Consider the following 20,822-nt stretch of genomic DNA (forward strand, 5'->3'; position numbering starts at 1 on the left):
ACCTTGATCAGTGCGAACCAGAACTCCATCTCACCGAAGACCTTCACCGAGACCAGGTTCAGGCACAGCACGACGACGAGCGCGATCAGCGCCCAGGCCCACTGCGGCACCGCTGCCATCCAGGGGACGTAGTTGCCGAAGAAGTTCATGTAGAGGGCCGCGGCGGTGATGTCCACGATGGTGGTGGTGGCCCAGTTGATCCAGTAGAACCAGCCCGAGACGAACGCGGCCTTCTCGCCGTAGAACTCACGGGCGTAGGAGACGAACGAGCCCGAGGAAGGACGGTGCAGGACGAGTTCGCCCAGGGCGCGCAGGATCAGGAACGCGAAGAACCCGCACACTGCGTAGGCGATGACGAGGGAGGGGCCCGCGGCGTTCAGGCGGCCGCCGGCACCCAGGAACAGGCCGGTACCGATGGCACCGCCGATCGCGATCATCTGGATCTGCCGCGGCTTCAGGCTCTTGTGATAGCCCTTATCCTCCGCGTGCAATGCCGCTTCCGAAGCATGTGCCTGCTGCGGGACAGCCTGGTGCAAAGCAACCGCATCATTGGGGTTGTTGTGAGGCATGGTGTTCCTTTCGATCCGGGAAAGATCGGACTGGGTGGAGAGCTGTGAGTGGGGAAGAAGCCGTCCGGGGTGGCGCGGGAAGAGCCGGGCAGGTCAGAAAACGGACCAGCCGGTGCGGTCGGACAGGTCGGCGAGGGCCTCGCTGCCCGCCAGGGAGTTGCCTTTGGCGTCCAGGCGGGGGCTCCAGACGCAGATTGCGCAGTGTCCGGGGACGATGACCAGGATGCCGCCGCCAACGCCGCTTTTTCCGGGCAGTCCCACACGGAAGGCGAATTCGCCGGCGGCGTCGTACATGCCGCAGGTCAGCATGATGGAGCCGATGCGTTTCGCCTCGTTCCGGGACAGCACAGTCCCGGAGGTTCCGTGGCCCTCCCGTGCGAGGAAGAGCCCGGCCCTGGCAAGTTCCACGCAGGTCATCATGATGGAGCACTGACGCACGTAGTTCTCCACCACGAACTCGGCGGGTTGCCGGAGATTGCGGAAGTCTTTGAGGAAGTGGGCAAGGGCCAGGTTGCGGCTGCTGTTGGAAAGCTCATTGGCCGCCGCTGCTTCGTCGATGAACGGCCCTGGTCCGCCCGCCTCTCGGGCGAGGAAACGCAGGAGCGCGGAGGCCGCGTCGGGGGTTTCCTCCATGAGGTGGTCGGTGACCACTAAGGCCCCGGCGTTGATGAACGGGTTCCGCGGGATGCCGTGTTCCACTTCCAGTTGGACCAGGGAGTTGAAGGCGGTGCCCGACGGCTCACGCAGCACCCGGGACCACACCGACGATGTGCCGCCTCGCTGCAGGGCCATGGCGAGGGTGAACACCTTGGAAATGCTTTGGATCGAGAAAGGAATATGGGCGTCCCCTGAAGTGAAGACGTCCCCGGATGCGGTAGCGACAGCTATCCCGAACCTGTTATAGGGGACCGCTGCCAAGGACGGAATGTGGGTCGGGACTGAGCCGGCTTCCCTCTGCGGCCTGTGGGTGCGGACGATGTCATCGAGTATCGGGTCCAGGGGCGGCGCATCGAGTGCTGTGGTCATTTCCTGCCTTGTGGTTCTTTATGGGTATCGGCCCATTCATGGATATGCAGCAGGGCCACCAGCCCATCGCGGGGGTTGCCGAAGTCCAGTCCGGTGACCCGGGCGGCCTTGCTGATCCGGTAGTAGACCGTGTTCTTGTGCAGTGCCATGCGTTTGGCGCACTCGGCAACGTCGAGCGAGGCATCGAAGTACACACGCAGGGTTTCTGCGAGTTCGCCGTCGTCGTGCAAAAGGGCGGACAGGCTGCGGTGGCGGAACGAGGATGACAGAAAGCTCCGGACGGCGTCGCGGAAGAGGATTTCACCCTCGAAATCCGGCACCGTGGCCACTGAGGACTCCCGGGATGTCCCGGCACAGTCCAGCAGGGCCTCGGTGATCGGTGTGACGGAGTGGAGGGCCAGCAGGTCAGGGACCACCGGGCCGACGGCGGCGAAAGGGCTGATGCCCAAATGCTTAGCTGCGTCGCCGACTATGGATTCGGCCATGCTGCGCAGCCCCGGTTCCGCTGCGGCGGACTGCAGGCCTGGGATGATGACGGCGGTGTCACCCCTGAACTGACCGACGACGGCCGAAGCCTTGAAAGCGGCGGCATGGATGGACGCCAGGCTGGCGAGCTCGCCGTGCTTCAGTGCGGCGTCATCAGCCTGGGAGTCCGTCTGGGACATGCCGATCAGGATCAGCGCCGCGGGCCGGTCTGCGGGGATCTTTCCGCTGTGGGCACTGGCGGCGGCCTCCGCGGGACCCGACAGGATCCGGGCAATACGGTCTTCGCGCATGTGCACGGACTGCTGGTTGCGATAGCGGATGAGTTCGGCGGAAGCCCGGGCCGCGGATCCTGTCAACACGTAGTCGACGTCCGCGCCGAAGCCGTCCCCGGTTTCCTGCAGCCAGATGTAACCCATGATCCGCTCCCCGGCAAAAAGCGTGATGGCGACGCGTTCCCGTAGGCCGTCCTGCGGGCGGGCGGGTACCCGCACGGGCAGCCTGGTTCTGTGCAGTTCGCGGTAGGCGCCGAGATCCTTGAGCAGCAGTTCGTATTTCCGCGGTCCCCGCCGGGCAAGGATGGACGCCTTGCGCAGTTCGTCGATGTCGTTGGAGACCGTGGAGTAGGCGAGGACCTTGTTGGCGGCGTCCTCGATGACGACGTGGCTGGAGGTCAGCCGGGCGGTGGTCTGTGCAATGGCAAACAGGTCCTCTTCGAGCAGCGTCAGCACTTCGCTCTGATAGCTGCGCGGCTGGATCCGGTCTTTGGCGATGGACAACAGCCTGTCCCAGTCGGCGGCGGGGTCTACCAGCAGCAGCCCGGATCCTGCGGCGCTCAGCAGCTCTTCGGCGTCGGTCAGTTCTTCGCGGCTTCCCTTGACGGCTACGACCGGCGGCGGGTTCCTCAGGAGCCGACGCAGCGCGGGCAAAGCCGAGCGCCCGCGGACACCGATCAGCAGGACAAAGGCGGCACCGGCGTCGGACGTTTCATCATCGGCGTCGACGATCAGGAACCGTTCGATCACCGACCGGTCGGGGGCGGGCCGCAGGATAAGGGTGGCGAACCCCAGAGGGAGATCCGAGAGGATATCGTCCACCGTAACCGCGGCCATGGGTTTCCTTCTGCTTCGATCCACCCGGACGGCGTTGTCCGGTCACCTCATGGTAGCGATCCGATATCGGTCAAAATATAGGACGGGATCCAAACATGTATGCAGGTTTTTGGTTTGCCGTCTAAAGCAGGTCGTGCTTCAGCCAGTGTGAGCCTTGCGCAGTGCACGGCAACAGTCATGGCCGCCGGCGAGGGGCTCTTGACGTGCTGCCTGACCGTGGGCAGAAGCAATGCCTCCTACGTGCGGGCGCTGGGGTCAGTCGTTGATGGCCTCGACGCCAAGCCGCTTAAGCTCTTCGAGGTGGTCCAGCATGGCTTGGAGTACATGCGGAGGGTGGCCCTCCCAGTCGGGGACCTCGCTGACCACCCGCAGTGGCCGCCGCGTGCGGTAGGACCTTGTCGGGTTCCCCGGGAATCTCTTGTCGGTCAGGTTGGGGTCGTCCTCGATGGCGCCGGTGGGTTCCACGCGGTAGATCCTGCCGGGGCCCTGGCCCACCGCCAATTCCGCTCCCCAAATGGCCGCATCCATGGTCGCGGTCAGGTACAGGAAGTTCGCCTCCTTCCGCTCTCCATAGTTGGAGCTGTAGCCGGGCTGCAGTAGGTCCCCGGGGTTCAGGTCGGCTTTGGTGCCGTGGTAAAAGGGTCCGGAGTCTGTACTGCCAGCAGTATGGGTGAGGTCCATGAGTTGGCACACCTGGCCTAGCTTCGCAGCGCTGCCAGAGCGTCGGCCAGGGACATACGAAGAGCAGAGCCATGGCCCGGCAGCACTACCGAGGCGTCGATGCCGTCCAAGCGGCGGGTTGCTGCCAGCGCCCCTGCAGGGTCGGCGTGGTACATAGGGTGCAGCATCTGTGGTCCGTCTTTCTGGCTCAGCGGATGGCCGGTGACAAAGGAGTCACCGACCGCTATCGCTCCTGCGTCCGGAAGAACTATCGCGACGTTGCCAGGTGTATGCCCTGGCAGCAGGACGGCTTCAGGCTTGCCGGGCAGGTTCTTCAACGTCTCGGTGCTCCAGGCCTGGGCGCGCGTTGCCGGCTTCGCCTTGATCGCTCCCGCCCTGATGGCATGCATCATCCAGCGGAAGACGCGGGGCCGCCAGGCGCGGACGATGACCTGGCCGAACGTGACCTGGTGCTTTTCCCTCCCTTGGACGTGGTCCAATTCTTCGGGGGCACACAGGATGGGCGTTCCATAAGCTTCCGAGAAGTAGGCCGCTGAACCGGTGTGGTCGACGTGGCCGTGCGTGATGAGCATGGCCCGGGCGTCAGCCGGCCGCAGCCCCAAATGCCGGATGGACTCCAGGACCAGGGGACGGTCCGCGGGATAGCCGCTGTCGATCAGCATAAATCCGCTATCGTCGCGGACCACGAGCCAATTCGACGCCGGTCCTTCGACGAAAAGCACCCCGGGTGAAGGTTGCGAGATGCTGGCGGAGAGTTTCCAGCCGCGGGTTGGATGCTTCACATGCACATCCTAGCCACCGCTCCGGAGCAGCGGCTGTGCGTCGGTGACGGCCCCGCCCTCGCGCGGCTCCTGCAAGTGTGCTTGTCTGTAGCAAGCAGCGCGGATCGAGAAGAGGTCTGCGGCCGTTGGGCGACGAGGTGACACGACATGAGGTTGACGACCACAACCAACGTCTCGGTGGACGGTGTAATGCAGGGGTTGGGCGGACCTGACGAGGACCGCTCCGGCGGCTTCGACCGCGGCGGATGGGCCATACCACTTCTCGACGCTGAAGCCGGGGACTATCTGAACCGGGTGTACGGCGGCGCGGCCGCGTTCCTTTTTGGCCGGCGGACGTACGAGATCTTCGCCGGCTACTGGGGAGCGATGGCCGATCCGAGCACGAACCCGATAGCCGCGGCGCTGAACAGCCGGCCCAAGTACGTTGTGTCCACCAGCCTTGCCGACCCCCAGTGGGCAGGGACGACTGTCCTGCACGGCGACGTCGCCACGGCCCTCGGTAATCTGAAGGCCCATCACGACGGCGATGTGCTGGTGCCGGGCAGTGGCGTCCTCGTCCGATGGCTACTGGCCAATGACCTGGTCGACCAGCTCGACCTGGTTACATATCCCGTCATCGTCGGCCAGGGGACGCGGCTGTTCCCCGAATCCGGTCCGGACATCGCGCTCGATCTGGTCAGCTCGCGGACCACGTCCCGGGGCATCACGATCCAGACTTACCGCCCTCGCGGGCGTCCGGAGTACGCGACGTCCACTGTCGACCCCGAAGACGTGTTCTAGCTCCGCCGCGGGTACGGACGCAGCGCGTTCTTACTCATCCTCAGGACGGGGGAGCGCTGGCACCGTAGCAGGCTCCTCTGCAGCCGACCGCGCATATGATGCCGAGACCCGGCGGTAGACCGGGGTCAGGAAAGCCAGCAGCGCGGCGGCGATCATGATGATCCCGGCGATCAGGAATACCAGGGCGATGCCCCGGGAAATGCCCTCGCCCAGCAGCGGGGCCAGCTGTGCGGCGCCCTCAGCGGACCGCGCGTACGGGATGATCCAGAATTGGGCGATCGGCGCGATGAGGAACGCGGTGATCGGCGCTGCCGCAGACTCGAACGCCATCGCGAATCCGAAGACCCGGCCCTGGCGGGGCAGCGGAACCACTTGCTGGATGACGGTCTGCTCGGCGGCCTCCACGAAAGGAATAAGGACCAGGTACAGCCAGATGCCGGCGACGTACAGCCAGGCCCACTCCCGCAGCGTGAACACCGCGCCGAGGAACCCCATGACGATCACGGCGATAAGCATGGTGCGCAGCGGGTTGCTCCCGAGCCCGAATTTGCCGATCAGCGCGCCGCCCACGATGAACCCGGTGGAGCCGAGCGCGAAGACGGCCCCCCACATCTCCACGGAGAACATTTCCAGGCCGTACGGATCCATCAGCGCCATGTAGACGCCGCCGATAAAGTTGTTGAACGTTGAAAACAGGATGAGCGCGAACAACCCGGCAATGGCAAGCACGGCAGCGAGTGAGCCGCGCAGATCGAAGCTGCCCTGCGCGTCTGTGGCGGCCGCGCGCACTTCCTCGGGCATGCGCAGGGTGATCAGGTGCGCGAAGGCGAGCGCTGTAAGCACCAGGGCGACGACGATCGTCCACCCCATACCCAGCAGCCCGACCGACAACCCGGAGAGCAGCGAGGTGACGATGAACATCAGTCCCTGCACCATGCCCACCATGCCGTTGGCGTTGGCCCGGCGGTCCGGCTCGATGAGTATGGTGACGGTGGTGGAGAGGGCGATGTTGCGCATGTTTTCCACCACCGCACCGACCAGGATGATCAGGGTGAAGATCCAGAACCACGGCTGGCCCAGGTCCAGCAGCCGGTCGGTTGGCGTCAGCAGGAACATGACCCCGGACAGCACGAACATCACCAGAGTGAACGCTGCTGCGAAGCGCATTACGGTCAGCTTGCGGTAGCGGTCCACGAAGGTGCCGAAGCTGATGCTCGAAAGGGCGATTAACAGCATGTACGCACCGCCGACCACGCCCGTGGCGATCACATTGCGTGTCTCCAGATACACCCAAAACGTCAGGGCGAACCAGAGGTAGCTGGTCGTGATGTTGGCGACGGCGGTGTTCACCAGGATCCCGGCGAAGGTGCGGTTCCGCTGCGCCGGACTGCGTAAGGACGTGTCGATAGCCTCCGGATTCGCCAGGCCAGTGGCGTCACCATCCCCGACCGTCCCCGAGGTTACAGACGTGTCCTCAGGGAAGTCAGCACCGCCGCCCGAAGCCGCAGCGGCCCTTGGCAGGGCCGGTTCCTGCTCGGTCATGCGTCCCAGTGTACTGACAACCAGCCGGCGTGAACACGGTCGCGGCCTCGTTGCTGACGCGGCCTGCAGGGACTTCTCAGGTCGAGGACCTAACATGTCCGGCATGAAGGTTGCCCGAGAGGCGCGCTCTGCTGCCGTGGTGATTAACGCCGGATCACGCCGCGGCGGGGCCGCGCACGAACGTGCTGTGGACTTGCTGTACAAGGCAGGTGTGCCGATTACCTCGGTGCACCACGTTCTGTCGGGAGCGGAGCTGGCTGGGACGCTCGACCGGGTGGTCGCGGACGGGCACGACCTGATCGTGGTCGGCGGTGGCGACGGGACGGTGAGCTGCGCCGCCGGCAGGGTTGCCGGCACCGACGTCACGCTCGGGATCCTTCCGCTGGGCACCGCCAACGACCTCGCCCGCACCCTTGATATACGGAAAGACCTCGCCGAGGCATGCGCTGCCGTCGCAGACGGGAAGGTGGTCGACATCGACCTCGGCAGGGCGAACGGCGCGCCCTTCCTCAATGTCGCCTCGGTTGGCCTGTCCGTGGGCGTCACAGAGGCTCTCAACCACCGCCTGAAGCGGTACATCGGGCCGCTGGCGTACGGCATCGCCACCCTGCGCGCCTACCGCCGGCACCAGCCATTCCAGGCCCGTCTCGAGTTCCCGGACGGGGACCACCAGCCGATAGAGCTCGAGAACCTGCTCCAGGTCGCCATCGGCAACGGCCGGCACTACGGCGGCGGCAACACGGTCTCACCGACCGCGGGGATCGACGACCACACCCTTGACGTCTACGCCATCGCAATGGCTGGGCTGCGGGAGCACGTGAAGATCGCGCGGTCCCTCAGGGACGGAAGCTTCGTCGAGCACGAGCGCGTGCACCACCTGACCAGCCGACGTGTCCGGCTGGTCACCGAGCCGCGGCTGTCGGTGAACCTCGACGGCGAGATCGCCGCTGCCACGCCGACGGACTTCACCGTCGAGCGCAACGCCGTGCACGTCGTGGTACCGCAGAGCAGCAGCAGCGCATCGCTTGACGGACGGCGTGCCCCTCGCGAGGGCCCGTCCAGCTGATAATCGATTGGCCTCGGTAATGGACAACAAGGCGACCACCCGCCGTCGTAGCACATGGAAACATGGGGCACTGTTACGGGCCCCGGCCGTAGTCTGTTCACATGCCTCGTTTTGCGCTCGATATCGACTCTGTCCCTCGTCCCGTTCGTTCCCAATCGCTTCTGGATGCAGTGAACCATCGGGTCGTCATCGCCGATGGGGCGATGGGCACCATGTTGCAGGACCGGGAACTGTCGCTCGAGGCCGATTTCCAGGGGCTGGAAGGCTGTAACGAGATCCTCAATGCCACGCGGCCGGATGTCATCGGGGACATTCATGACGCGTACTTCGCCGTGGGAATCGATGCAGTGGAAACCAACACCTTCGGCGCGAACTGGTCAAACCTCTCCGACTACGGCATTGACCACCGGATTGAAGAGCTCGCCCGGAAGGGCGCAGAGATCGCCCGCGAGCGTGCGGAGGCTGCGGAGGCAGTAGACGGACGGATGCGGTGGGTTCTCGGCTCGATGGGACCGGGGACAAAGCTCCCCAGCCTGGGGCACACCAGCTACGACTACCTCAAGAAGACGTTCGCGCTGCAGGCCGGAGGGCTCATCGACGGGGGAGCGGATGCATTCCTCATCGAGACGAGCCAGGACCTCCTGCAGACTAAAGCCGCTGTCAACGGCTGCAAGCAGGCGATCGTGGCCCGCGGCATCCGGCTCCCGATCTTCGTCGAGGTGACCGTCGAGACCACCGGAACCATGCTGATGGGATCCGAAATCGGCGCGGCGCTCACCGCTCTCGAGCCGCTCGGCGTCGACGCCATCGGCCTGAACTGCGCCACCGGTCCCGACGAGATGAGCGAGCACCTGCGCCACCTGTCCAAGCAGTCCTCCGTGGCGATCGCCTGCATGCCCAATGCGGGTCTGCCGGTGCTCACCGCCGACGGCGCGCACTATCCGCTGTCGCCCACCGAACTCGCCACCTCGCACGAGCAGTTCGTACGGGAGTTCGGTCTGGGTCTGGTGGGTGGATGTTGCGGTACGACGCCGGAACACATGGCCGCCGTCGTCGAGCGCCTTGCGCCTTTCCGCAGTGAGTCCGGCGGCAGCGGCGGGACCAGCTCCGCCCCCGGCGGCGGCCGCGTTCCCACCGAACGGGAAGCAGGCATCGCCTCCCTCTACCAGCATGTAAATTTCGACCAGGAGTCCTCCTACCTCGCCATCGGTGAGCGCACCAACGCGAACGGTTCGAAGGCGTTCCGGCAGGCGATGCTCGAAGAGCGCTGGGATGATTGCGTCGATATTGCCCGCGAGCAGATCCGCGTAGGCGCGCACCTGCTCGATGTGTGCATTGACTATGTAGGGCGCGACGGCGTCGCGGACATCAAGGAGGTCGTCTCACGTTTCGCTTCGGCCTCCACGCTCCCGCTCGTCATCGACTCCACCGAACCGCCCGTGCTGCAGGCCGGGCTCGAACACATCGGCGGGCGCCCGGTCATCAACTCCGTCAACTATGAGGACGGCGACGGTCCGGACAGCCGCTTCGCGCGCATCATGCCGCTCGTGAAGGAACACGGCACCGCCGTGATCGCCCTGACCATCGACGAGCACGGCCAGGCACGCACCACCGAGGGCAAGGTGGCGATCGCCTCGCGCCTCGTCGACGCCCTGGTGGGTGAATGGGGGATGCGCGTAGAGGACATCATCGTCGACTGCCTGACTTTCCCTATCGCCACCGGCCAGGAAGAGACCCGCCGGGACGGCATCGAAACGATCGAGGCCATCCGCCAGATCACCGCGAAGTATCCCGGCATCCACACCACGCTCGGCGTCTCGAATGTGTCCTTCGGCCTGAACCCGGCAGCGCGCATCGTCCTGAACTCGGTGTTCCTGCACGAGGCCGTGGAGGCTGGCCTGTCCAGCGGCATCATTGACGCTGCCAAGATCGTGCCGCTCGCTTCGCTGCCGGAGGAGCAACGCCGGGTGGCGCTGGACCTCGTCTGGGACCGCCGCGAATACGACGCCGATGGCAACACCACGTACGACCCGCTGGCGAGCATGCTGGACATGTTCGCCGGCGTCGACACTGCGGCGCTGCGCGACCAGCGCGCAGCGGAGCTTGCTGCGCTGCCCACCGGCGAACGCCTGCAGCGGCGCATCATCGACGGCGAGGGCAAGGGCCTCGAGGAGGACCTCGACCTTGCCCGCAGCGAAGGCATGACCCCGCTCGGCATCATCAACGATCAGCTGCTCGAGGGCATGAAGGTGGTCGGCGAGCGATTTGGCGCCGGCGAAATGCAGCTGCCGTTCGTGCTGCAGTCCGCCGAGGTGATGAAGACGGCGGTTGCGCTGCTCGAGCCGCACATGGAGAAGTCGGATTCTTCGGGCAAGGGCACCATGGTGATCGCCACCGTGCGCGGCGACGTGCACGACATCGGCAAGAACCTGGTGGACATCATCCTCACCAACAACGGCTACAAGGTGATCAACCTTGGCATCAAGCAGCCGATCGCCGACATCATCGCTGCGGCCGAGGAACACAACGCGGACGTCATTGGCATGTCCGGGCTGCTGGTGAAGTCCACCGTGGTGATGAAAGAGAACCTGGCCGAACTGCAGTCGCGTGGCCTTGGGAAGAAGTGGCCGGTGATCCTCGGTGGCGCAGCCCTGACCCGTGCTTACGTCGAGCAGGACCTGGCCGGCCAGTTCGACGGCGAGGTGCGTTACGCGAAGGATGCCTTCGAAGGCCTTTCGCTGATGGAGCCGCTGGTGCGCGTCGCGCGGGGCGAGGCGCCGGACGCCGTCGGACTCCCCGCTTTGAAGAAGCGGATCCATCGAACGGGTGCGAAGGTCACGTTGACCGAGCCGGAGGCGATGCCCGGGCGGTCCGACGTGGCCTCCGATAACCCCGTGCCTGCGCCGCCATTCTGGGGCACGCGCATCGTGCGCGGTGTCGCACTCCACGACTTCGCGGCGTTCCTCGATGAGCGCGCCACCTTCATGGGGCAGTGGGGGCTCAAGCCCGGCCGCGGCGAGGACGGCGCCTCCTATGAGGAACTGGTGGAGCGTGAGGGCCGGCCGCGCCTGCGGTACTGGATGGACCGCATCCTCGCCGAGCAAATGCTCGACGCCTCGGTCGCGTACGGCTATTTCCCGGTGGTCTCCGAGGGCGAGCAGGTGGTGGTGTTGCACCACGGTACGGATCCCGACGGCGTACTCGGCACCGCGGGACTTCTCGCACCCGACGGCGGTTCAGGCGGTCCGATAGGCACCGAGCGGCTGCGTTTCGACTTCCCGCGCCAGCGCCGCGACCGGCACCTGTGCCTTTCGGACTTTGTGCGTTCGCGCGAATCGGGGCAGATCGACGTCCTGCCGGTGCAGCTGGTCACCGCCGGCGGGAATGTCGATGAGGTGACCGCGGAGCTGTTCAAGGGCAATCACTACCGTGATTACTACGAGCTCAACGGCCTGGTCATGCAGCTCACCGAGGCGCTTGCCGAGTTCTGGCACGCGCGCATTCGCTCGGAGCTGGGCTTCGCGGCCGAGGATCCGAAGGACAAGGCCGGGTTGTTCAAGCTCGACTACCGCGGTGCGCGCTTCTCGCTCGGATACCCCGCATGTCCTGACATGGAGGACCGCCGCAAGGTGGTGGAACTGCTGCACCCCGAGCGGATGGGCGTGGTCCTGAGCGACGAGCTGATGCTGCACCCCGAACAGTCCACCGACGCGTTTGTGTTCCACCACCCGGAGGCGAAGTACTTCAAGGTGTGAGTTGACGCCGGTCCCTGGCCCGGGAGGATTGAGCCCGGGCGGCTTGCCCGCCCGCGCTTCCACTCGCGCTTCCGCCCGGGCTGGAGACCGGCTTTACCCGCCGCAGCGCGGCGAGGATCGCCCGCCCCACCACCGTGATTCCGATGATCGTGGTGACGGCACGCAGGGTGTCCCAGCCCGCCGTCGACGTCAAAAGAGAGTAGAGCAGGAAGCTGCTCAGGTTGGTGCCCAGCGGCGCGCCGGGCACGTAAGAGATGCCGGTGCCGGCGCCCACTGCGAAGGGCCAGAACCACAGATTGGTCAGCAGGCCGAACACGTAGGACGCCACGACGCCGTAGCCGCACAGCATCCAGAGCTCCGCTTTACCCCGCACGCGTCGGGGGAGCAGGCCTGCCCCGGCGCCCACCCACGCGCAGGCGAAGATCTGGAACGGTGACCAGGGGCCGATGCCGCTCCACAAAGCACTGGAGACGGCGATAGTGGCGGCGCCGAGGAGCAGGCCGAAACGGGCGCCGAAGGCCCGGCCGGCCAGGATCAGCAGGATAAAGACTGCCTCCACGCCGCCGACGCCGGTGCTTGCCACCCGTACCGCCGAGCCGACGGCAGCCAGGACGCCGAGCAGCGCCAGCGTGTGTGCGGAGCGGACCGAGCCGTCGAGGGAGACCACGATGGCAATGACTGCAAGGGGTGCGATAGCCATCGCCGCGTAGGGGACGGCCGCGGCGGCATCCTCCGGGAACGCTGCAGCGAGCAAGGGCCAGCAGAATGCACCGAGAGCCAGGAGGTTTGCAACTGCGAGAACTGCGAGCTCTGCAGCTCGTGGCATCCGGATGCGGCGGGCTTTTTCCGCGGCGGGAATGTCTGTTCGCCGGTCGATGAACCGTGGTGCTGCGGTGGGCGGTGTTGCGAGGCCTTGTGCTGTGGCGGCGCTGGCCGGGGCGGCTTCTGTTCCGGATGAGGGGGCAACGCCGTCACGCATCGGGAGGATCCGGGCGCCGAGGCCGTGCGCAAAATCAAGGTCGTGGGTGGCGACCAGGACCGCCGCACCAGCGTCTGCTGCGGCGCGCAGTGCCGCCGAGACTGCTGCGCGCGCCGCAGGATCGAGTCCGCGGGTCGGCTCATCGATCAGGAGTACCTGCGGGTCGTCCGTGGTCTGCAGCGCGATGGCAAGGATCCTCCGTTCGCCTGCGGAGAGGTCCCTGGGATGCTCGTGTCCAATGGGAATCCGAACATCTCCCCGCAAACGGGCAAGGCGTGAGTCCGCAGGCCTTGGGGGAAGCTGGTCGCTGCCCGTGCGGCGCCGGCCTGCGTTTTTCTGTTCTGCGCGACGCCAAGCGCGCGCCTGGCGTCGCTCTGCCGCGCGGAGCTCTGCTGCGACGGTATCCCTGGTGAAGAGGTCGTCAGAGGCGTCCGGGACAAGGGCGATGCGGCCGCCGTCGGCCGTACTTTCACCGGATGTGCCTTCACCGAGGGCGAGTGCCACAAGGAGCGACGACTTCCCCGCACCGTTCGGCCCCACCAGGGCGACCACTTCACCGCGGTGCAGGGTCAGGGACGCGGCGCGCACCAGCGGCTTGCCGTCGCGGTGCACCGCGAGGTTTGTCGCAGTCAGCACAGGGGCGTGCTGTACCGGCAGCACGGGCGGCTGGGCCGGCGTCGGACGGACAAAGACCGGGGGCGAAGGTGCGGGCGCAACACCCGGCACCAGGGCGCCGTCGTCGATGTTCCACCACGAGTCTGCAACGCGTACCAGCGGTTCGGCACGGTGCTCCGCCACGACGACGCACACACCCGCTTCCCGGGCGAGGGCGTTGAGCACGGCGACGACGCGTCCGCGTGCTGCGGTATCGAGGTCGGCCAGCGGCTCGTCAACCAGGAGCAGGACCGGATGATCCACCACCGCAGCGGCGATGGCCACAAGCGTTGCCTCACCCGCCGAGAGGGTGCTGACATTCCGGTCCAGCAGCGCCGAGACCCCGATATGCTCCGCGATCTCCAGCACCCGTGCCTTGGCTATACCGGAGGCCACGCCGCGCAACTCAAGTGCGAGGGAGATTTCGTCCCGGACCCGAGTGCTGGCGAATGCGGCGCGGGGATTCTGCAATACGACGCCGATGAGGCGGGCTGTATCGCGTGGCGGCGTGGTGGCGCGGTCCGCTCCGACGACGCGCACAGTGCCGCAAATTTCTCCACCGTCAACGTGGGAGAGGAGGCCAGCTATACCCCGCAGGATCGTGGACTTGCCGGAGCCTGTCGGCCCGGTAATGACCGTCATTGACCCGTTCGACGGCGCGAACCCGGCGACGCGCACCCGGGTGTCACCAATGCGGAATTGTGCGTCCCGGACGAGAATCGGTGTTTCAGTGCCGCGGCCGGGTTGGTGTGCTGCCCGGCTCCCGAATCCGCGCAGCTCCAGGGCCGCGGCGACCCGGCCCGCGTGCTCGAGGGTGCGCTCGAGCACGGGGACAAGGGCACGGGGTCCGAAGCGTTCGCCCCGCAACCGAAAAGCCAGGCGCACGGAGTTCACGGCGTCGGAGAGCGCCGGGAGCGCCGCCCAAGCCACCACAAGCATCCGGGCTACGCCCTGCATGGGGCCGCCGCGGGCCAGGTGCACGAAGCCGCGGGCCACGTCCACCCAAGCGTTGAGAATGCCGAAACCGAGGATCATCCCGGCAATCGGCAGGGCGGACAGGACCGCCTCCCACAGGCCGGAGGCCGTCACGGGACCGAGGAGGACCACATGTGCGTACGGGGGAGGCAGCAGCACCGGCGGTAGGTTGAGCAGAACCGGGCCGCCGGTGCCCGCCCCGTTGAAAAGGATGCGGTAGATGACCCGCGCCGCGATGAAGACGACGGCCAGAGCCGCCCCTGCGCGTAACGGCGCGGGTCGAAAGGTCACGCCGCGGGGGCGGCCGGTGCGCCGTCGACCGTGAAGAGCAGTTCCAGGCTCTGTCCCGGGCTCACCTTCAGGGTGGCGAGGCCTTCCTGCGCGTATGCCCAGGCACCGGAGGCCGGCTTAACCCAGAGCGCCCAGTAGGCAAAGGCGGCGGGCATCTTCTTGCATTCTTCCCGGTAGGTGCCGCCCTTGTGGGCGATGTCGAAGTCTGCGGCGGGCACACCGTTCACACGGCACACCAGTTCCTTGGGATACGCTGCAGTGCCCTCGGTTTTCACCTTTGCCTCCTCGAGCACCTTGGAAGCGAGAGTCGGCGCGTCCACAGGGACGCAAACGGACGCATCAGCGGCGGCCTGCTTCAGGGCGCCCGAATCGATGATGACCTTCACACCGGCGCAGGGCTCCGCGGCGGCGCTGGATGAAGCCGTTGCCGGGGAAGGCGGTGCGGAGGTAGTTTGCTGGGTGGTGGCCGGCGCGGAACAGGCGGCGAGAGTAAACAGGAGACCTGCGGCGGCGAGGGAGCTCGCGGCGGCGGTGCGAATCTTAGTCAATGTCACCTGTCAAGGGTAGGGCGTAGTTTGCCCGGATGCGGATGCCGTCGCGTTGTGTGACGTTAGGGGCCCGTTCATGAAGACGGAGCCATCGGACTCTCGGGCGAAGCCCATTTCGCGTGGACAAAAGACCAGGGTCATTCTGGTGGAGGCGACGTCATGCATGACATCGGCCTAAGTGCGGCTTGCTGAGAGCTGGGCGACCTGGGCAGGCTGGAGGGGGCGCGTCGCGCGGCCCTGGAGGAGAAAGAACAGCCGTGCTGTTTCTTCTACTTCCTCAACAGCATCCACAGCCTGTGCGAGGGACGGCGCGGAAACGATCGGTCCGTGGTTCGCCAGCAGCAGGCCCCGGGTCGATGCTGCGGCTTTTTGGGCAGCCTCGGCCAAGCCTTGGTCTCCGGGTGCGAAATATGGCAACCGGACCAGACGTCCGACCCTCATCACGAAGTAGGCAGTCAAGGGTGGCAGAACGTCACCGTCGTCCAGGTCGTCCAGGCATGAAAGAGCGGTGGCGTAGGTGGAATGCAGATGGACTGCCGCATGGTCCTGCGGCCTCGCCCGGTACATGGCCAGGTGCAGGAATGCCTCTTTGGACGGGCGGGCGCCGGACAGGTGCCTGCCGGTTTCGGCGACCATTGACAGATCCTCTGTTGTGAGTTCACCCAAGGAGGCGTTGGTGGGGGTGACCAGCATTCCGCCTTTCACTCGCAGGCTGAGGTTTCCGGAGGTTCCCCTGGTTAGACCTCTTTGGTGCAGGGACCTGGCCAGTCGGACGAGTTCGTTGCGGTTGTCCACGTCGCTCACCGGTTGTGGTCCCATGCGTCAAGGAAGAGTCCCGGCTTTCCGAGGTTTCCGGATTTGAGCAGGATAGACAGCCCGGGGTCGGTTTCCGTTTTCAGCCACGGCACGCCGGGGGAGACTTCTCTGCCGACATGGGCTGTGGTGATGCCCAGCCTGCGGACGACAGCGCCGGAGGTTTCTCCGCCGGCGACGATAAGTTGTCGGCAGCCTAGCCCGACGAGCCCTTCGGCGATCGTGGAAAGGCTATCTTCGGTTATTTCCGCGGCCTGAGCTCGACCTAGTTTCTTTTGTGCTCTCGAGACTTCCTGCGGGGAAGCAGTGGAATGGATCAGGATCGGGCCGTCCGCAAGATTTTCCCGCGCGAACAGCAGCGCTTCGGCGACCACATCGCGTCCTTCTGCGATGGCGACGGGGTCGACGAGGAAGCAGGGGCGGGACTGGCGGAACGCGTCGATTTGCATCCTCGTCATCTCCGAGCAGCTGCCAGCGACGACCGCGGCCGGGCCCGTTGGCCGTGCGTCGTGCGCCGGTTCTCGTTGGAAGCGGGACCCGTGGCTGGCTGCCAGCCCTCCGACCAGTCCTGATCCGCCGGTGACGAGCGGGTGATCGAGCACTGCAGCGCCCAGCACTGCGAGGTGGCGGTCAGTGAGTGTGTCGACGACGGCGTACCCGGTAGCCTCAGCGCTCAGGTTCTGGAACAGCGATTGAACTGCGGCCGCACCGGCTTCTATTGCGCTGTAGCCGATGTGGCCCACGAGGGTTTTGGTTTGGGCCTGGAGCAGCCTTGGCACGTTCGAATCGGACATCGGGGTCAGCGGGTGGTGGCGCATGGATGATTCCTGCAACAGGTGGGTTCCTGCGAACAGCACACCGTTGTATACGGTCCGACGGAGTGCAGGGGTTCCGGGAGCGACGACTGTGAGCTGGCCGGCAGGGACGAACTCTTTGCGCAGGGCGTCGGCCACAGGGCCGATGTTGCCTTCCGGGGTGGAGTCGAACGTGGAGCAGTACTTGAAGTAGAGCTGCTGGACGCCAAGGGATTTGAGGGTCCGTGCCGCCGCCAGGGACTCTTCTACAGCCTCTGGCGCAGGCACGCTGCGGGTCTTTAGGGAAACAACTATGCAGTCAACGTCGTGCAGCTGCCTCGATGGGTCAGGTATGCCGAAGGTCTGCACTACCCGCATCCCAGCGTCCACGAGGGTGCCGGCCACATCGGAGGCGCCCGTGTAATCGTCGGCGATAACTCCCAGCCATGGAAAATTGGCTTTCGTCTGAGTCTTTGTCATGGCCGGATCTTTCTCGGGTAGGGACTCTATTTATGAGTCTTTGGAGGGTTATGAGTCTTTGGAGGGGAAAACAGTGCTGAGCTGGGTCATTCCGGAGTCGGGGGAAGCCAGGACCGTCGGTCCTCCGGTCTGGCCCTGCGTGTGCTCAATGACCCGCGCCATGGACGCTTGTGCGAGAACGACGACGTCGCACTCCGCTGCCAGTCCTGAGAAAGCGGTGAGAACTAAGCTGTCATGCATCTCCCGGTTGCCTGCGCGCAGGGCGTCGAAAGCGCCGTCGACTATTCTGGCGGTGATGATGGGCTTTTTGTTCTGCCTTTTGGCGGAGTCTTGGACGAGCCGTGTGGTTGGTCCAAGGGTCGCAGACAGGGTCGCGAGCACGCCGATCCTGTCGCCGGATGCTACGGCGACTTCGGCCATTGGGGTGTCGATGCGCAGGACAGGAATGGAGACAAAGTCCCGGGCGGCGGTTGCCGCTTCGCCAATGGAGGAGCAGCTCACCAACAATGCCTCGGCACCTGATTCCTCGGCGTAGCGGGCGTAGTTGACCAGCCGCCGGCGAACATGTCCCGGCGTTGTTCCCTTGGCAATGGTGTCTTGGAGCAAGGACTCGTCCACGTAGTGCAGGACACGGAGCCCGGGAACCATGTCCGAGGCCAGGGTTTCCATGTCTGTTACAAGGCCGGGGACCGTGTGCAGCATTGCAAGCACCGGAGTGTGGTTCAAGTTCAGTCCTGCTGCCGGAAGGGGCGCTGCAACGCCTGCCGCCCGTGCTGGGGCGAGGTCGATGCGCTGGATATTGGTCATGGTTGTCTTTCCCTTGTTGAACGCCGTCGTCCCGATTCCGGGTTTGCCTCTCAAGGGCAATACCTTTGGCTGTGCTTCCAGTCAGACCAGCGTATGAGACAAGAAGACGTTGATTAAGGGCGCATGGGACAACGCATTGTTTCCGGAAACGAGAGAAGCAGGATATGGAACCTTACTCCCGACAAGGGCGGGCCAGCAACGACTTCAAAACGGGCATCTGTGGGAGTTAGCTCCGGGGGAATTCAAGAGCACCCGGCCCGGCTACGACGAGATCTGCCAGATTCTGAGCGGGACGGGAACCAGAGAGCCCGGGACAGCGGCAGCTGTCCCGGGCTCTCTTTCAGAAGGCAGGAGGGCCGCACCTGCTACTGGGGTGCGGTCCTGGCATTCACTAGGAACCTATCCTCGCCGCAAGCCCCTGGCGAAGATGCTCAATGGCCGCGGCGATCCTGCGGGGTGTCCTGTCCATGGCGGGGTAGAGAGCAAAAATGTCAGCGCTGGGTGTCGGGACGTCTGGAAGGACCTGCTGAAGAGCACCCTGCCGGATCAGCGGGTTGACGTGCCACGTGGAGCGCATGATCAAGCCGAGGCCCTTGATGCACCAGTCGGTCACTACATCCCCGTCGTCGCTGATCATGCTGCCCCTGACGTCGACGTACTCCTGCTCCTTCTCGCCAAAACGCCACAGTGAGTAGTCGGCGCTGTTTTCACGCAGGACGATGCAGTTGTGCTGTTCCAGGTCCCTGACGGTCCGCAGCGGCGGGGCGCTGTCTATGTAGCTGGGCGCCGCACACACAATCCTCCGGTTCCGTGCCAGGAGTTTTGCCTTGAGCCTGGAGTCCGACAGTCCTCCGACCCGGATGGCGATATCGAAACTCGTACCCGAGATATTCAAAGGCAGCGGGGAGAGCTCCAGGTCTATCTGGATCAACGGGTGCTGCCGGACGAATTCCCCTAACAGCGGCGCAATGTGCTTACGGCCGATCCCCAGGCTCGAATGCACACTAATGCGTCCCTTGAGCTCACCATGCTGCACGGACAAGGCTTCTTCGAGATCAGTTTTCTGCTGCAGGATGGCCACGGCGCCTGTCGCATAGCGCTGCCCCTCTTCGGTGAGGGTCAGCCGACGGGTGCTGCGCCGGACCAGGGGTACCCCCAGCCGCGACTCAAGCCCGGCAAGGCGTTTGCTTACCGCTGACACCGACTTTCCCCAGTTCCTGGCCGCTGCAGTAAGGCTCTGGGAACGGGAGATTTGTTCAAAAAACTCCAAATCGTCGATCGATGTAAGGTCCATCTCTGCTTCTTTCGTTCTTGGAAACAATGCATTGTCTCATGGGCCCTTAATCCGCGTCTTCTTGTCGCTTACGCTGGTCTGACTGGAAGCACCGCCGAAGGCATTGCCCTTCAGGAGCAGCCCGGAATCGGGACGACGGCGTGCAATAAGGGAAGGCAAGGTAGAAACATGACTGCACTCGAAACCGACGTTGTAATCGTCGGTGTCGGCTCGGTAGGAAGCATGGCGAGCTGGCAGCTCGCCTCCCGTGGTCAGAGGGTCATTGGAGTAGACAGGTTTTCGATCCCCGGCCCCTTTTCTGCCTACGCCGGGGAATCGCGCATTTTCCGCAAGGTATACGCGGAAGGAGGGCATTACACGCCCATCTTGCAGAGGTCGCAGGACCTCTGGCGTGATCTGGAGAAAGTCACCGGCACCCAGCTGCTCAACGCTACAGGCGCCGTCACGATCTATGACGAGCACAATCCGCGATTGGCAGCCCTCCTTGCAGCAGGCAAAGACAATGGCCTCGACTACGAGTTTCTCCGGGGCGACGAAGCCAGGGCAAAGTATCCCGAACATGTGATCAGGGACACGGATGTAACGATCCTTGATCCTGAGGGAGGCTACTTGAAGTCAGAGAAGGCCGTAACGGCCGCCCTGGCAGAAGCCACCCGCCTTGGTGCTCAGTTCCTGGGAAACCGGAAAGCGCACAGCGTTGAGCCGTACGGTGACCGGTACATCGTCCGGACCGATCAAGAAGAAATCATTGCCTCCCGGGTGATCGTCTCGCAGGGCAACGGTGCGGGAGCAGTCTGTAAGGAACTCGGTGTTCACCTTTCCGTTCTGCCACAGATCCTTACTTGGTTCCCGGCCGCGGACCCAGCAGTATTCTGCAGGGAAGACATGGCGGTCTTCCTCAGGAGGGCGGAGGAAGACGGGAGGCCGGACAAAGCCCAGTTCTACGGATTCCCGAGTGCTGACGGTTGGACGGTGAAAGTCGTCGCGAGCATATTTCTGGATGAGGTTGAATCCATGGAGAAGCCTCCTACCTGGGACCCTAAGCACTTGGACACCATCCGGGCATGGGTCCGGGAATTCATTCCGGGACTGATTCCAGAGCCGCTACGGGTTGCCGTGTGTGCGGACGGTCATTTACCTGACGCGACCGGGCTGTTCGGCACAGTGCCCGGAATGGAAGGCGTCGTCGTGGCGGCCGGCTTCTCCGGCCACGGCTTCAAGATGGCTTCTGCACTGGGAGCTATTGCCGCCGACCTCGTGCTGGACGGAACAACGGCCACCGACGTCAGTTTCATGAACCCTGCCAGGTTCCTCGGACCAGACACGCGACTCACGACATTGGCTCTGAGCTAAGTATCAGTCATTCAACAAAGGTGACCCGCTACCTATCG

Annotated in this window: 16 protein-coding genes; 4 read left to right on the forward strand and 12 right to left on the reverse strand. The window is 64.9% G+C overall.

Annotated elements, in window-relative coordinates:
• The 5 genes from ACIP9X_RS17390 to ACIP9X_RS17410 all read right to left on the reverse strand — a co-directional run.
• The coding region (locus ACIP9X_RS17390; protein ID WP_400481005.1) for an amino acid permease at positions 1 to 569 on the reverse strand (569 nt) is incomplete at its 3' end.
• A gap of 93 nt (positions 570 to 662) precedes the next feature.
• Positions 663 to 1,595: a glutaminase gene (locus tag ACIP9X_RS17395; RefSeq protein WP_400481006.1), complete on the reverse strand. Its 933-nt coding sequence runs from the start codon at positions 1,593 to 1,595 to the stop codon at positions 663 to 665.
• Positions 1,592 to 3,190, reverse strand: a complete 1,599-nt coding sequence (locus tag ACIP9X_RS17400; RefSeq protein ID WP_400481007.1) for a PucR family transcriptional regulator — start codon at positions 3,188 to 3,190, stop codon at positions 1,592 to 1,594. The genes ACIP9X_RS17395 and ACIP9X_RS17400 overlap by 4 nt, the downstream gene beginning before the upstream one ends.
• Before the next feature lie 255 nt (positions 3,191 to 3,445).
• A complete protein-coding gene (arr, locus tag ACIP9X_RS17405; protein ID WP_400481008.1) occupies positions 3,446 to 3,871 on the reverse strand; it encodes an NAD(+)--rifampin ADP-ribosyltransferase in 426 nt (141 codons plus the stop codon).
• Between the two features lie 17 nt (positions 3,872 to 3,888).
• On the reverse strand, positions 3,889 to 4,653 hold the full coding sequence (locus ACIP9X_RS17410; protein ID WP_400481009.1) for an MBL fold metallo-hydrolase: 765 nt from the start codon (positions 4,651 to 4,653) through the stop codon (positions 3,889 to 3,891).
• 147 nt (positions 4,654 to 4,800) lie between these two features.
• Between ACIP9X_RS17410 and ACIP9X_RS17415 the strand changes: the two genes are divergently transcribed.
• A complete protein-coding gene (locus ACIP9X_RS17415; protein WP_400481010.1) occupies positions 4,801 to 5,433 on the forward strand; it encodes a dihydrofolate reductase family protein in 633 nt (210 codons plus the stop codon).
• A 30-nt stretch (positions 5,434 to 5,463) separates the two neighbouring features.
• Here ACIP9X_RS17415 and ACIP9X_RS17420 read toward each other — a convergent pair whose 3' ends face one another.
• Complete coding sequence (locus ACIP9X_RS17420; protein ID WP_400481011.1) at positions 5,464 to 6,975, reverse strand: MFS transporter; 1,512 nt, start codon at positions 6,973 to 6,975, stop codon at positions 5,464 to 5,466.
• A 103-nt stretch (positions 6,976 to 7,078) separates the two neighbouring features.
• Here ACIP9X_RS17420 and ACIP9X_RS17425 point away from each other — a divergent pair, with 103 nt between their 5' ends.
• Positions 7,079 to 8,041 (forward strand): lipid kinase, encoded by a 963-nt coding sequence (locus ACIP9X_RS17425; RefSeq protein WP_400481012.1) that lies wholly within the window; start codon positions 7,079 to 7,081, stop codon positions 8,039 to 8,041.
• 101 nt (positions 8,042 to 8,142) lie between these two features.
• Positions 8,143 to 11,796, forward strand: a complete 3,654-nt coding sequence (metH, locus tag ACIP9X_RS17430; protein WP_400481013.1) for a methionine synthase — start codon at positions 8,143 to 8,145, stop codon at positions 11,794 to 11,796.
• On the opposite strand, the gene ACIP9X_RS17435 is transcribed toward metH, so the two are convergent.
• The 6 genes from ACIP9X_RS17435 to ACIP9X_RS17460 form a co-directional block, all read right to left on the reverse strand.
• Positions 11,786 to 14,695 (reverse strand): ATP-binding cassette domain-containing protein, encoded by a 2,910-nt coding sequence (locus ACIP9X_RS17435; RefSeq protein WP_400481014.1) that lies wholly within the window; start codon positions 14,693 to 14,695, stop codon positions 11,786 to 11,788. The two genes, metH and ACIP9X_RS17435, sit on opposite strands and share 11 nt — an antisense overlap.
• Positions 14,692 to 15,249, reverse strand: coding sequence for a hypothetical protein (locus tag ACIP9X_RS17440; protein WP_400481015.1), 558 nt, complete (start codon positions 15,247 to 15,249; stop codon positions 14,692 to 14,694). The genes ACIP9X_RS17435 and ACIP9X_RS17440 overlap by 4 nt, the downstream gene beginning before the upstream one ends.
• Positions 15,250 to 15,417: 168 nt before the next feature.
• Positions 15,418 to 16,062, reverse strand: coding sequence for a 3-oxo-tetronate 4-phosphate decarboxylase (gene otnC, locus ACIP9X_RS17445; RefSeq protein ID WP_400481016.1), 645 nt, complete (start codon positions 16,060 to 16,062; stop codon positions 15,418 to 15,420).
• A complete protein-coding gene (otnK, locus tag ACIP9X_RS17450) occupies positions 16,044 to 17,330 on the reverse strand; it encodes a 3-oxo-tetronate kinase (protein ID WP_400481017.1) in 1,287 nt (428 codons plus the stop codon). The genes otnC and otnK overlap by 19 nt, the downstream gene beginning before the upstream one ends.
• 48 nt (positions 17,331 to 17,378) lie before the next feature.
• Complete coding sequence (locus ACIP9X_RS17455; protein ID WP_400481018.1) at positions 17,379 to 18,191, reverse strand: aspartate/glutamate racemase family protein; 813 nt, start codon at positions 18,189 to 18,191, stop codon at positions 17,379 to 17,381.
• 337 nt (positions 18,192 to 18,528) lie between these two features.
• Positions 18,529 to 19,431, reverse strand: coding sequence for a LysR substrate-binding domain-containing protein (locus ACIP9X_RS17460; RefSeq protein ID WP_400481019.1), 903 nt, complete (start codon positions 19,429 to 19,431; stop codon positions 18,529 to 18,531).
• A 168-nt stretch (positions 19,432 to 19,599) separates the two neighbouring features.
• On the opposite strand from ACIP9X_RS17460, the gene solA reads away from it, so the two are divergent.
• Positions 19,600 to 20,784 (forward strand): N-methyl-L-tryptophan oxidase, encoded by a 1,185-nt coding sequence (gene solA, locus ACIP9X_RS17465; protein ID WP_400481020.1) that lies wholly within the window; start codon positions 19,600 to 19,602, stop codon positions 20,782 to 20,784.
• Positions 20,785 to 20,822 lie beyond the last annotated feature (38 nt).

The sequence above is a fragment of the Arthrobacter sp. NPDC093125 genome (assembly GCF_044754225.1).
Classification (GTDB): Bacteria; Actinomycetota; Actinomycetes; order Actinomycetales; family Micrococcaceae; genus Arthrobacter.

What these genes read in the sequence shown, in the direction of transcription:
- ACIP9X_RS17395 (WP_400481006.1), bottom strand. Translation starts at nt 1,595, where the DNA reads ATGACCACAGCACTCGATGCGCCGCCCCTGGACCCGATACTCGATGAC.
- ACIP9X_RS17400 (WP_400481007.1), bottom strand. Translation starts at nt 3,190, where the DNA reads ATGGCCGCGGTTACGGTGGACGATATCCTCTCGGATCTCCCTCTGGGG.
- ACIP9X_RS17460 (WP_400481019.1), bottom strand. Translation starts at nt 19,431, where the DNA reads ATGGACCTTACATCGATCGACGATTTGGAGTTTTTTGAACAAATCTCC.
- otnC (WP_400481016.1), bottom strand. Translation starts at nt 16,062, where the DNA reads ATGGGACCACAACCGGTGAGCGACGTGGACAACCGCAACGAACTCGTC.
- ACIP9X_RS17425 (WP_400481012.1), top strand. Translation starts at nt 7,079, where the DNA reads ATGAAGGTTGCCCGAGAGGCGCGCTCTGCTGCCGTGGTGATTAACGCC.
- otnK (WP_400481017.1), bottom strand. Translation starts at nt 17,330, where the DNA reads ATGACAAAGACTCAGACGAAAGCCAATTTTCCATGGCTGGGAGTTATC.
- ACIP9X_RS17415 (WP_400481010.1), top strand. Translation starts at nt 4,801, where the DNA reads ATGAGGTTGACGACCACAACCAACGTCTCGGTGGACGGTGTAATGCAG.
- metH (WP_400481013.1), top strand. Translation starts at nt 8,143, where the DNA reads ATGCCTCGTTTTGCGCTCGATATCGACTCTGTCCCTCGTCCCGTTCGT.
- solA (WP_400481020.1), top strand. Translation starts at nt 19,600, where the DNA reads ATGACTGCACTCGAAACCGACGTTGTAATCGTCGGTGTCGGCTCGGTA.
- arr (WP_400481008.1), bottom strand. Translation starts at nt 3,871, where the DNA reads ATGGACCTCACCCATACTGCTGGCAGTACAGACTCCGGACCCTTTTAC.
- ACIP9X_RS17420 (WP_400481011.1), bottom strand. Translation starts at nt 6,975, where the DNA reads ATGACCGAGCAGGAACCGGCCCTGCCAAGGGCCGCTGCGGCTTCGGGC.